The organism is Pantoea sp. X-Soil-TKNS-1207 (assembly GCF_059730485.1).
Genome location: NZ_AP035958.1, coordinates 1,582,828 through 1,595,864 on the forward strand (window position 1 = coordinate 1,582,828; position 13,037 = coordinate 1,595,864).

Annotated in this window: 7 protein-coding genes; 5 read left to right on the top strand and 2 right to left on the bottom strand. The window is 57.1% G+C overall.

The window, feature by feature from the left end; genetic code table 11:
- The first annotated feature begins 162 nt into the window (after positions 1–162).
- Complete coding sequence (locus AC6I8V_RS07270; RefSeq protein WP_497845210.1) at positions 163–5,838, top strand: Ig-like domain-containing protein; 5,676 nt, start codon at positions 163–165, stop codon at positions 5,836–5,838.
- Positions 5,839–5,896: 58 nt separating this feature from the next.
- Here AC6I8V_RS07270 and AC6I8V_RS07275 read toward each other — a convergent pair whose 3' ends face one another.
- Both AC6I8V_RS07275 and AC6I8V_RS07280 read right to left on the bottom strand, forming a co-directional pair.
- Complete coding sequence (locus tag AC6I8V_RS07275; protein ID WP_497845212.1) at positions 5,897–7,396, bottom strand: SulP family inorganic anion transporter; 1,500 nt, start codon at positions 7,394–7,396, stop codon at positions 5,897–5,899.
- Positions 7,397–7,553: 157 nt separating this feature from the next.
- On the bottom strand, positions 7,554–7,814 hold the full coding sequence (locus AC6I8V_RS07280; RefSeq protein ID WP_497845213.1) for a biofilm/acid-resistance regulator YmgB/AriR: 261 nt from the start codon (positions 7,812–7,814) through the stop codon (positions 7,554–7,556).
- 478 nt (positions 7,815–8,292) lie between these two features.
- Between AC6I8V_RS07280 and AC6I8V_RS07285 the strand changes: the two genes are divergently transcribed.
- From AC6I8V_RS07285 to AC6I8V_RS07300, 4 genes are read left to right on the top strand one after another with little or no spacing between them, the layout of a single operon-like run.
- Positions 8,293–8,724: a MarR family winged helix-turn-helix transcriptional regulator gene (locus tag AC6I8V_RS07285; protein WP_497845214.1), complete on the top strand. Its 432-nt coding sequence runs from the start codon at positions 8,293–8,295 to the stop codon at positions 8,722–8,724.
- A 1-nt stretch (position 8,725) separates the two neighbouring features.
- Positions 8,726–10,411, top strand: coding sequence for an MFS transporter (locus tag AC6I8V_RS07290; protein ID WP_497845215.1), 1,686 nt, complete (start codon positions 8,726–8,728; stop codon positions 10,409–10,411).
- Positions 10,408–11,499, top strand: coding sequence for an HlyD family secretion protein (locus AC6I8V_RS07295; RefSeq protein WP_497845216.1), 1,092 nt, complete (start codon positions 10,408–10,410; stop codon positions 11,497–11,499). The genes AC6I8V_RS07290 and AC6I8V_RS07295 overlap by 4 nt, the downstream gene beginning before the upstream one ends.
- A complete protein-coding gene (locus tag AC6I8V_RS07300; RefSeq protein WP_497845217.1) occupies positions 11,496–12,866 on the top strand; it encodes an efflux transporter outer membrane subunit in 1,371 nt (456 codons plus the stop codon). Before AC6I8V_RS07295 ends, AC6I8V_RS07300 begins: the two co-directional genes overlap by 4 nt.
- The last annotated feature ends 171 nt before the right edge of the window (positions 12,867–13,037 follow it).

Consider the following 13,037-nt stretch of genomic DNA (forward strand, 5'->3'; position numbering starts at 1 on the left):
ACCGGGTTGCTTACCCATGTGTGAAGTCGCACAACGAAATGAAATATTGAAATACGAAACCAGGAAATGAAAATGACAGCTCCATCGTTAACGGGTAGTACGCAGAGTCACGCAGCTGACATCACTGCCAACAAAAATAACGTTATCCTCCAGGTTGAACCGTTGACACAATTAACGATTCAATCGCCACCTCATGGGCAGATTGTAATAAAAGCAGGCGAAAGCATTGCTTCAATCAAAAGCCTGAAATTTGTTCGTCACGGCGACAATCTGGAGATCTTCACTGAAGATGGCAAACAGCCAGCGGTGATTATCGAGGATTACTATTCCCAGCAGACGCCGCCGGACATTTACGGTATCGACGACGAGGGTCGTCTCTACAGCTGGTCCTCTGCCGGAGCGGCCTCGCAGGTCAGCGCGCTGACCGAGGGTGATAGCAGCGTTCAGGAAGCCGCGCCCGCTCAGGAAGGCGACATGGCTGTTAAGGCAGACGCCGACCAAAAAGAGGATGACAACGACGATAAAGGCGCCGCAGGCCTGTTTGGTCTGTCCACGGGTTGGGCGGCAGCAGCGGCAGGTCTTGCCGCGGCAGCCATTGCTGGCGGCGCCATTGCCGCTTCCCATCATAGCGGCGGCGGTTCGGACAATAACAACAGCAGCGCGGGCGGTTCTCCGACGCCTGACAGCGGCCGTCATCCCGAGCCAGCCTATGGCATCGTGATCGCGGATAAAGACGGCAATCTGCTGGAAGCAGGCCAGGCGACTAACGACTCAACCCCAACCATTCACGGCAAAGCAGAGCCGGGCACCACCGTCACCATTAAAGATGGCGATACCGTTATCGGTTCAGCAGTGGTTGATGGCAACGGTGACTGGCAGATCACCCCGGATGTTCCGCTGGCTGAAGGCGGCAGCAATCTGGAAGTCGCAGTGACCAACCCAGCCGGTAACAGCACCTCCTCTGATATCACGGTCACCGTTGATACCACACCGCCGACCGGCACCCTGTCTGATATTCAGATCATCAATGACAACGATCCCGCGAATCCGTCGCAGGTGACCAACGGCGTGACTAACGATTCCACCCCGGTGCTTACCGGTACCGTTTCCGGTGCCGAAGCAGGCGATCGCGTGGTGATCAAGGATGGCGATACGGTTCTCGGTTATGCGGACATTGATGACAATGGCAACTGGACCTATACACCGGATCAGGATCTGAGCGAAGGTTCGCATCAGATTTCTGCTGAACTGCAGGATGCGGCTGGCAACACGGGTGATTCACAACATGTTGATCTGACTATCGATACCACCCCGCCGAATGCGGCAGGCAATATCACCGTTGATGGCCGTCCGGTGGACGATAACACCACCACCAATGACAGCACGCCAACCATCGGTGGCGATGCTGAGCCGGGCAGCACCATCACCATCACCGATGGCAATGGTAATGTTATCGGCTCTGCGGTCGCGGATGGCGACGGTCACTGGGAGATCACCCCGGATGCCCCGCTGGGCGAGGGTGACCACGATATGGGCATCACCGTGACCGATCCGGCCGGTAACAGCACCTCCTCCGATCTGCCGATCAACATCGATACCACGCCACCGAGTGGCACCACCAACGTCACCATTACCAACGACGCTGGCGATATCATTGACGGCAGCAAACCGACCAACGACAGCACGCCGACTTTCAGCGGCAATGTCGATGGCGCGGAGCCGGGCGATAAAGTGGTTATTAAAGACGGCGACAATGTACTGGGGTCTGCGGTGATTGAAGCCGACGGCAGCTGGACATATACGCCGGAGAATGAACTGGGTGACGGTCCTCACGACATCACTGCGACGGTAACGGATAAGGCGGGCAACGAAGGTACGCCGTCTGACACCGTTCATTACGAGCAGGACACCGTGCCGCCATCGGGCACCACCACTATCGAGATCACCAACGATGATGGCGTTGTGATTGACGGCTCCCAGCCGACCAACGACAGCACGCCGACCATCAGCGGTACGGTGTCAGGCGCGGACGAAGGCGATATCGTCATTATCAAAGATAAGGGTGAAGTGATTGGCTCTGCGGTGATTGACGCTGACGGTAACTGGACGTATACGCCGGATCAGGAACTGAGCGATGGTGACCACGAAATCACCGCCACCGTAACCGATGCCGCAGGCAACCAGGGTACGCCGTCCAACAGCGTGGATTATAACCAGAACACGCTGCCGCCAGACGGTTCCAGCACCATCAAGGTCACTGACGATGCTGGCAATACAATCGATGTTAACCACCCGACCAAAGACAACACCCCGACCTTTAGCGGCAAAGTGAACGGCAACAAGCCGGGCGATACGGTGCTGATCAAAGATAAAGGTGTAGTGATTGGCAGCGCCGAGGTTGCCGACGATGGCAGCTGGAGCTACACGCCGACCGAGCCAATGGAGGACGGTCCGCATGAAATCACCGCGACGGTGCAGGATCAGGCGGGCAACGAAGGCGCGCCGTCCGCTACCGTATCGTATGACCAGGATACCGTGCCGCCGCAGGGTAACACCACTATCGAGCTTACCAACAATGATGGCGTGGTGATTGATGGCAGCAAACCGACCAACGACAGCACCCCGACCATCAGCGGCAAGGTCACACCTGCGGAGAAGGGCGACATCGTCATTATCAAAGATAAGGGCGAGGTAATCGGTTCGGCTGTGGTTGATGATCAGGGCGACTGGAACTTCACGCCGACAGAAGCGCTGGGCGAGGGTGACCACGCGATCACCGCCACCCTGACGGATGCGGCGGGCAACGTCGGGATGACTACCAACCCGGTGGAATACGTTCAGGACACTGAAGCACCGACGGGAACCACCACCATCGCCATCACCGATGGTGAGAACAATGTGATCGACAGTGAGCACCCGACCAACGTCAAAAAGCCGACCATCAGCGGGCAGGCAACGGACGCGAAGGAAGGCGATCTGGTCATGATCAAAGACAAGGGTGTAGTGCTGGGGAGCGCAGTGGTTGGCGCCGACGGCAGCTGGACATTCACGCCTGAGCAGGATCTGGGCGAGGGTGATCACGCGATCACTGCCACCCTGACCGATGCCGCTGGCAATGACGGTGCGACGACCGATCCGGTGAACTACAACCAGGATAATACCCCGCCTGTCGCTGCCTCGGATATCGTGGTTACCAATGATCAGACCAATGTGGCTGTGCCAGCTGGCGGTAAAACCAACGATAACACGCCGACCATTAGCGGTAAGGCGGAAGCGGGCAGCACCGTCTACATTCTCGACAAAGACGGCAATGTCATGGCCAGCACCACCGCCGATAGCGATGGCGTGTGGAGCACGGCGATGCCTGAGATGGGAGACGGGGCCTACCAGGACCTGCAAACCCAGGTAGTCGATGCAGCAGGCAACCATTCCGCTGCGGCGCCGATTCCTGCGTTCACGGTGGATACGACCAACGACAACACCACCACCATTGTGACAGATGCGGATAAAACCGACACAATGCCGACCTTCACCGGCAAAGTCACGCTGGCGGATGGCGACACCTACGATAAGGTGACCGTCACCATCAAAGATAAGGATGGCACGGTTATTGCGGAAGGTATCTCTGTCAAAGCCGACGGCAGCTGGGAATATACCCCGGATGCAAATCACGCGTTAGGAACTGGCTCGCACCAGATCAGCGCGGTGGTGGTGGATGACGCCAATAACGAATCACAGCCGGGCTACCTGAATGGCTCAGCGGACGGCGACTGGACGATCACGCAACCGCCTGCGGTGCTGTTCTCTGAGGAAGTCGGAGGGGGCGGTGATACGTTTGGCTATGCCATCATGGTCAGCGATAACTTCATCTATATCAGCGCACCGATGTCGGGGACAAACAACAACAAGCAGGGGACGGTTTACGCGGTTAACAAAGACTTTGCCTACCTGTTAGATGGCAGCGCCAGTATGGAAGCGTTGTTCGCTGCGCACCCTGAGATGGGTGTGATTATGACCAACAACACCAGTGATGCTGATTTTAACGGCAGTCCTGATACCACGGCCTATGAAGGTTACGGTATCAGGGATTTAGGCAATGGCTGGGTAACGATCTATTCTCACCAGCTTGACTGCACTTACATCATTAAAGAAGAAGCGTTGACGAAGAACTTCGATCTGGGAGAAATCACCAACGCCCCAGGAGGACACAGCCCCTATGGCTTCATGATCAATGATGACTCATGGAGTCACTGGCTTGGCTACAACGTGAACTCCATCATGAATGGTGATGGCACCATGACCATCCTGATCAGCGACATTTCCGCGCCGCGTGGTGAGAGGGGGGTGATTTCGACCATTACCTTCGACCCGAAGAGCGAGAATTGGGGCAACATCACGATGACGGCGGGTCCGGTTCCTGCGGGTAGCACCGCTGAACATGCGGTCTGGGTGCCAAAAGGGGACGTTCCTGATGGTATGACGGTGGGCAGTATCAACCACGGAAATACCAGCAATAGCGATACGACAGGTACCGTCTACAGCTATAACTTTGGCTCTGATATGCAACTGGTCGGAGATATTTTTGGCGACGGCTATCAATACCTCGCTATTGCCGATCCGGAAGCGCTGACGGTGGGGTCAAATACGCGCGGTGCCTGGTATTTTTATCAGATCCCGGAAGGCGGCCTGCCACAGAACTTCGGTCTCGATGATATTGATCCCTCGCAGTTGATCACTATCAGTAACATTGGCTCTAACTTCCTTAATGAGTCTCCAATCGCACCGGCTGGAGCTGACAAGGTGGGTAACCAGGAATGGCATCCGCATACGCATAATATTGCCAACCTGGGTAGCTTCGGTGACGAGACCAGCATTGCGATTGCTGCGTCATCGGACAACTACAACAATACCAATGGTAAGGTCTGGATTCTGCATACCAACCAAATCAAAGATGACGTCACTATTGGTATCAACGGAACGGTTCCGGACTTTGATACCAGTTATGGTTACGGCATTGTCAGTAGCAATCATAAAGGCGGTTATGGTTTTGGCCTGAATGTGGTTGGCGGCTATGACTTTAATGGCGACGGTACCCAGGATCTGATCATCACCGACCCGCTGGCAGTAAACGCCAACAACCAGGTGGTTGGTGCGGTGTATGTGGTTTATGGCGGTCATGAGGCGGATTACCAGCAATATATGGTAAATGGTCAGATTGATATCCAGGCCATCCTCGATCACGGCTGGGGTGAAGTGACCTACGGTACCGTGCCAAATCAGTATTTTGGCTGGTCTGTTGATGTGGCGGATATGAATGGTGATGGTATGCCGGATCTGCTGGTGGGTGCGCCATCTCAGATAGGAAACCAGAACTCAGCCACGACCACTAACCCGCAGTACAACGGTCAGGTGTATGTGGTTTACAACAGCCATGAAGCCCCTGCTGATGATACAGCGCCGGCATCGCGCGCGTTCAGTCTGGGTGAAGAGTCGGATCAATATGATGATCATGCCCTCGCGCTGATGCTCGACGGGGACCACATGAACATCGATCTGGCTGCGCTGACCGACTCCCTGAAGGCGACGCATAACATCGATATGTCCAACGGCAACAACACGCTGAAGGTGGATAACCAGACGCTGGATACGCTGGAGGCCGACAACCACGACGCCCTGATGGTTAACGGCGAAAATGGCAACGTCGAGTTAAGCGGCGGCGCTGACAACTGGCAGGATAACGGCACCGTCACCGTTGACGGTAAGGTTTATCACGAGTACCAGAGCAGCGGTCAGTCGGAGGTGCTGATTGACGACAGGATCCATGTAACCATCCTGTAATCTGTCGGAAAAAGAAAAAAGGCCAGTCGCGGTAACGCGGCTGGCCTTTATTGCATTCTTAGCCCAGCGTTCCGGTCAGGCGGCGGTGGAAATCGCTGCTGCGGTTATCCAGTCCGATAAAGGTCACCGTTGCGCCGTGACGCTGATAACGATATTCGATGGCATCCAGCGCCGCCACACTTGAGGCGTCCCAAATCTGCGCATGGGTCAGATCGATAGTCACCTGCTGCGGATCGTGACCGTAGTCGAAATGTTCAAACAGGTCATTGCTGCTGCCAAAGAACAGCGGGCCGCGCACGATATAATGTACCTGCTCACCATCCTCACTCAGCTGACGCTCGGCGTGGATCACATGGGCGATGCGGCGTGCGAACAGCATCATGGCGATAATCACGCCGATCAATACCCCGAGCGCCAGGTTGCCGGTCCAGACGGTGACCACCACCGTTAGCACCATCACCAGCGTTTCTGACCACGGCATCCGCTTCAGCGTGGCCGGTTGCAGGCTATGCCAGTTCAGGGTTTTCACCGCCACCACCATCATAATTCCCGCCAGCACCACCATCGGGATCTGCGCCATGATCTGACTTAACCCGGTGACCAGCAGCAGCAACACCAGCCCGGCGGCCACGGTAGAGACGCGGGTGCGGGCTTTACCCAGTTCAACGTTAACGATGGTCTGACCGATCATCGCACAACCGGCGATGCCGCCATAAAAACCCGCCAGGATATTGGCGATGCCGAGACCCCAGGATTCGCGGCGTTTGCTGGAAGAGGTATCGGTGATGTCATCGACCAGTTTGGCGGTCAGCAGCGACTCCATCAGCCCGACAAACGCAATGCTGAGGGCGGTGGGCCAGATAATGTGCAGCGTTTGCAGGTTAAGCGGTACCAGCAGCGTGGTGAAACCCGGCAGTCCGGCGCTCATCGGCCCTTCATCGCCGACGTTCGGTACACGATAGCCCATCAGCAGGGCGATGGCGGTAACCACAACAATCGCCACCAGCGGGGAAGGGACGCTTTTCAGCACCTTCGGCAGCAGCAGGACAATCGCCAGCGTCACGGCGAAGAGTACCCACACCAGGCCGGACTGGCCCCAGACATGCGGCACCTGAGCAAAAAAGATCAGGATGCCGAGCGCGTTGACAAAACCGATCATCACCGAGCGCGGAATATAACGCATCATGCGCGCCATACCGGCGAGACCGAAGACAATCTGAATTACGCCGCCCATCACTACGGCGGGTAAAATATATTCCACGCCGTGAGCGTGCACCATCGGCCCAATCACCAGCGCGACCGACCCCGCAGCGGCAGTGACCATCGCCGGGCGACCGCCGAGCAGCGATAACGTCAGGCACAGCACCACCGAGGCCACGAGGCTGACTTTCGGGTCGACACCGGCAATCACCGAAAAGGAGATCACTTCGGGGATCAGCGCCAGTGCGGTGATCACGCCAGCCAGGCATTCGCGGGTTAATAAAGCAGGCGAGCGCAAGACGCGGCCCACCGTGATATCGCTCTCCACCGCAGTGGCGCGTTCAGTTGGATGGCTCATAACTTCTGCAGGCTCTTTTATTATGTTGCGCTTACCGGAGCGGCAAGGCAGTAACCAGATGAGAAACAGACAGGGAACAGGATGTTACCGGGCAAAATGTTTTGATGCCAGCCAAAGGAATGAAAAGGGGGGAGGATTCCATCCGTGGAATCACTGATCACACCGAAATATCGTCAGGTGTTTTATTCACCACCATTTCCAGCAACTGGCGATAGATATCCAGTTGAACGACGTCACTCTCCTGCTCCAGGCGTGAAATAAGGACGGAAATAATGGCCTTATTGGTCACGGGCATACCGGTTTGCAGGATTTCAGCAATGATCTGACCAAACACTTCCATATCATTGCCTGCGTTGTTGCTCGCCAGATTAAAATACTCGGCGATGGCCTGATCGCTCTTCATTGCGGCGTTTTGCATGTGTAAAGCCCTAAGGTTCAGTCTGCCCACTCGATGGAGATCAGACCTGCGATGATATAACCCTCACGCGGACAGGCGTGAGAGACCCCAATCCATCAAACTCACACAAAAAAGACACCTCTGAAGGTGGAAATCCACTGACACCTTCAGAGGCGACGCAAAGTGCATCATTCGTTACGGGACCGTTAACCGGCCCACGGGGAGTAAACTTATACAATAAGGATTAATCTGTACAAGGAAAATCATGATCATTTTGTGCTAATCTTTAGCTTACAGGCGGATAAATAGCGTTTTCTTCAGGATAACTTATACAAACAGGCTGTACAGCTTCACCCTTCAGCGCCAGTTATGGCCAGGATTACGCGAGGTGAAGACCCTGGGACTTTGCCTGTCACGCGAACACTTTTCATTCACAACCGGCTCTGCGTATAATAACGTTACCATTTAGTTAGATATCTAACCATTAGGCCGCTACGATTTGACCGACTACCCGCAACCCTTTTCCCGTCTCTTGCACCTCACCGCCCACGCATGGCGGCTGGCAGTCGATCGTCGTCTGAAAGAGAGTGGCCTGAGTATGAGCAGCTGGATGGCGATTGCCACGGTCGCCACCGCCAGTGAACCGCCGACGCAAAAAGCGCTGGCGCAGCTGCTTGGGCTGGAGGAGGCCAGCGTCGTGCCGCTGGTGGACAGGCTGGTAAAACAGCAGCTGCTGGCGCGCGTGCAGCCGCCGGAAGACCGCCGCAAACGCCTGCTGGTGCTGACGGAACAAGGCAACGTCGCATTCGAGGAAGTGAAAACGCAGGCAGACGCGCTGCGTACGCAATTGCTGGCGGATATCGATCCACAAGCGCTGGCCATCACCGAACAGGTGTTGCAGCAACTGCTGACGCGGTTGGGAACCCTGTAACGTGACGAAGCGCAATCCCTATGCTCAGCGGGAGTGGTTGCCGCATGAAAAACCCATGCTGCCGGGATCGCCCTCGACACCGTTACATTCACCGTCGAAACGCATCGCGTTTGGCCTGATCGGCCTGCTGATCTCAATTACCGGCGCGCTGAGCAATGCGCTGGTCACCGCTAACCTCACCAATCTGCAAGGCACATTCGCCGCCTATTCCAATGAAATCGCCTGGCTACCGGCGGTGTATGTAATGGGCAATATCTCCATTAACCTGCTGCTGGTGAAGTTTCGTCAGCAGTTTGGCCTGCGCCTGTTTACCGAAGCCTTTCTGGTGCTGTACGTGCTGGTGGCGTTTTTCCATCTGCTGGCGAACGATCTCAGTTCCGCGATTATCGTACGTACCGCGCACGGCATGGTGGGCGCTGCGCTCAGTTCGCTGGGCATTTATTACCAGATCCAGGCATGGCCGGCGAAACACCGGCTGAAAGCGCTGGTGATTGGTCTGACCGCCTCGCAGCTGGCGATCCCGCTGGCGCGGCTGTTCTCCACCGAGCTGTTGCAGCTGGATGAGTGGCGCGGGTTATACCTGTTTGAACTCGGGCTGGCGATGATTGCGCTGGGGTGTGTGCTGGTGGTGAAACTGCCGCCCGGCGACCGCATCAAAGCGTTTGAGAAACTCGATTTCGTCACCTTTATATTGCTGGCGCCCGGCATGGCGCTGATCTGCGCGGTACTGTCACTGGGCCGTATCGAATGGTGGTTTACCACGCCCTGGCTGGGGGTGGCGCTGGCGATCGCGCTGGTGCTGATTGTGGCGGCGGCGGTGCTGGAGCATAACCGGAAAAATCCACTGATTAACACCCGCTGGCTGAGTAACGGCATGATGATCCGGCTGGGTATCGTGATGATTATGATGCGCATCGTGCTGGCCGAGCAGAACACCGGTGCGGTGGGGTTCCTGCAACAGCTGGGTCTGCTTAACGATCAGATGCGCGGCATGGCGCTGGCGATCATTCTCGGGGTGATTGCCGGGATTGCGTTAAGCGCGCTAACTATCCGCCCCAATCACCTCAGCTGGCCGATTGTTATCTCGCTGGTGGTGATGATCATCGCCTCGCTAATGGATGCGCAGGCCAGTCCGCTGACGCGCGGCGACAACATGTACGTCAGCCAGTTCCTGCTCGGTTTCAGCAGCGCGTTCTTTATGGCCCCGGCGATGTTGCTGGGCATCGGTAGCGTGGTGACTCAGCCGAAAAATCTGGTGAGTTTCGTGGTGCTGTTTGGCATGAGCCAGAACCTCGGCGGTTTAATTGGCGCGGCAATCCTCGGCACCTTCCAGACGTGGCGCGAAAAATATCACTCCAGCCTGCTGGGCGATCAGCTGTCGCAGCTGAATCCCAACGTCACCGAACGCCTCAGCCAGTACAGCGCGCTGTTTAACAGCCAGCTGCCGGATGGCACCTTACTCAGCGCGCAGAGCAGCAGTCAGCTGCAAACCGTCGCCACGCTGCAATCCAATATCCTGGCCTACAACGATACCTATTTACTGACCGCTGGCCTGGCGCTGGTGACGCTGATGTGGGTGCTGTGGCGCCTGACGCGTCAGCGTTACCTCAACTGGCGGCAGGCACGACGTAATCTGGCGGAGCAGCGCCAGCAGGCTTTATCAGCAAACCGAACGGAGACCCCATGAGTCAACAGGACGATCTTCAGGCCGCAGAGCGCGAGCGTACCAACCGCCGCCGCATTCTTTCGATTGCCACCGGCAGCGGTATCGTGCTGGTCGGGGTGCTGGTGATTTTGTATGCCTGGCAGCTGTGGCCCTTCACCAGCGCCATTCAGTCCACCGAAAACGCTTATGTGCGCGGCCAGGTAACCTTTATCAGCCCGCAGGTCAGTGGCTATCTGACGGCGGTGAATGTGGTGGATTTGCAGCCGGTGGAGAAGGGGCAGCTGCTGATGACCATCGACGATCGCATCTATCGTCAGCGTGTCCACCAGGCCCAGGCGCAGCTGGCAATGAAACAGGCGGCGCTGAATAACAACCAACAGCAGCGTAAAAGCGCGCAGGCCACCATCCTCAGCAATCAGGCAGCGGTGGACAATGCCAAAGCGCAGGCGCTGAAAAGCGGTTTTGACCTCAAGCGAGTGGAGAATCTGACCGCGGATGGATCGCTATCGGTGCGCGAACGTGACGCCGCGCGTGCCGCCAATGCCCAGGCGCAGGCGCAGGTGCGTCAGGCTGAGGCTCAGCTGGCGGTATCGCAGCAGAATCTGCAAACGGTGATCGTCAATCGCGCTTCGCTGGAGGGCGATGTCGCCAGCGCCCAGGCCGCGCTGGAACTGGCGGATATCGATCTGGCCAACACGCGAATTATCGCGCCGGACCACGGACAGCTGGGCCAGCTGTCGGTGCGTAAGGGCACCTTCGTCACGGCAGGTACGCGCCTGACCTCGGTGGTGCCGGATAACAAATGGGTGATTGCCAACCTGAAGGAGACGCAGCTGGCGCGCATCCAGCCGGGTCTGCCGGTGACCATCCGTGTCGATGCGCTGGATGGCAAGCGCTTCGACGGCAGCGTGGAATATATCTCGCCCGCCGCCGGTTCTGAATTCAGCGCCATTTCGCCGGATAACGCCACCGGCAACTTCGTCAAGATTGCCCAGCGCATCCCGGTACGCATCAAAATCCACGGCGATGACTTACGTGAACTGCGTCCTGGCATGTCGGTGGAGGTGGCTATTGATACCGCAGCCGCACCGCGCGAGGCTGCGCCATGAGCCGTTTACTGCTGGCAACGCTGACTGCTCTGCTGTTGAGCGGCTGTGCCACCGAAGTGGAAAAAGCCCCGGCGTCGCTGCCGATCCCCGACGGCTGGCGGCAGCAGGTGGGGCCGGGCGCTGCGCCGGAAGCGCAATGGTGGCGCGCGTTTGGTGATGACAACCTGAACCGGCTGGTCAGCCAGGCGTTGCAGCACAACAGCGATATTCTTACCGCGCGCGCCCGTGTCGATCAATATCGTGCCGAATTACGCGCGGCGCAGGGGGATAACTTCCCGACGCTGTCAGCGGGCGTTGCTGCGACGCACCAGCGCACGCTTTCGGCCGTTACCGGACAACCCTATGAAAACGCGGTTTTTCAGGGGCTGTTGCAGGCCAATTACGATGTTGATTTGTGGGGCAGCCGCAGCAACAGCATCAGTGCCGCCGAGGCTTCCCTCGACGCGCAACGTGCCGCCGCCGCAGCAGCAGAATTAACCGTGGCCAGTTCGGTGGCGTCCGGTTATCTCAGCCTGTGCGCGCTGGATGAACAGCTGCGCGTCACCCAGGCGACGCTGGCGACGCGAGAAAATTCGCTGAATCTGGCGCAGCGTCAGTTTGAAACCGGTTATACCTCGCGGCTGGAGTGGATGCAGGCGGCCTCGGAATACCAGACGGCAAAAGCGCAGGTGCCGCAGTTGCAGCACCAGATTGCCCAGCAGGAGAACGCGCTCAGCGTGCTGGTGGGGATGAACCCGCGTCAGATCGCCCGTGTCGATCATTTCGGTCAGATCCAGCCGCAGACGTTACCGACGCTGCTGCCGTCGCAGCTGCTGAATCGTCGTCCGGATATTGTGCAGGCGCAGCGCCAGCTGCTGGCCGCCAACGCCTCGCTGGCCTCAGCCCAGGCGCAACTGCTGCCTTCACTTAACCTCACCGCCACCGGCACGCTGGAAAGTTATCAACTGCACCAGCTGATGGATAATCCGTTCCGCCTGTGGAGTATCGGCGGCAGCATTCTCGCACCGATCCTTAACCGTGAAGCCTTGACCGCGCAGGTGGATGTGGCGATGGCGACGCGTAATCAGACCTTATATGGTTATGAAAAAGTTGTGAGAAATGCCTTTGCCGAGGTGGATACCGCGCTGGATGCCATTCGCCGCAATCAGCAGCAGCTGACGGAGCTGGAAAAACAGCAAACCTTCGTCAGTGAAGCGCTGCGCATTGCGCGTAACCGTTATCAGAATGGCTACGCCTCCTATCTGGATGAACTGGATGCGCAGCGCACCCTGTTCAGTACCCAGCTCAGCGTGGTGAGCGTGAAAAACACCCTGCTGCTGGCACAAATTGATCTTTACCGCGCGCTGGGCGGCGGCTGGCAAGGATGATGATCATAGCGCCACTGAATTTCATGGCAGATGCGCAGGCAATATCAGAGATTTATCTGATTTTTCATGGTCAGATGCGGATAACAAAGCGCTTCATGCTTTTTTTTACTTGTCTTTACAAAAAGTGGTATTATCCGCACCGCTTTACACAGTCTGAACGGAATAGTGCGG

Excerpts from the sequence above, each read along its gene's own strand:
- AC6I8V_RS07280 (WP_497845213.1), bottom strand. The coding sequence starts at position 7,814 with ATGCAAAACGCCGCAATGAAGAGCGATCAGGCCATCGCCGAGTATTTT.
- AC6I8V_RS07295 (WP_497845216.1), top strand. The coding sequence starts at position 10,408 with ATGAGTCAACAGGACGATCTTCAGGCCGCAGAGCGCGAGCGTACCAAC.
- AC6I8V_RS07275 (WP_497845212.1), bottom strand. The coding sequence starts at position 7,396 with ATGAGCCATCCAACTGAACGCGCCACTGCGGTGGAGAGCGATATCACG.
- AC6I8V_RS07300 (WP_497845217.1), top strand. The coding sequence starts at position 11,496 with ATGAGCCGTTTACTGCTGGCAACGCTGACTGCTCTGCTGTTGAGCGGC.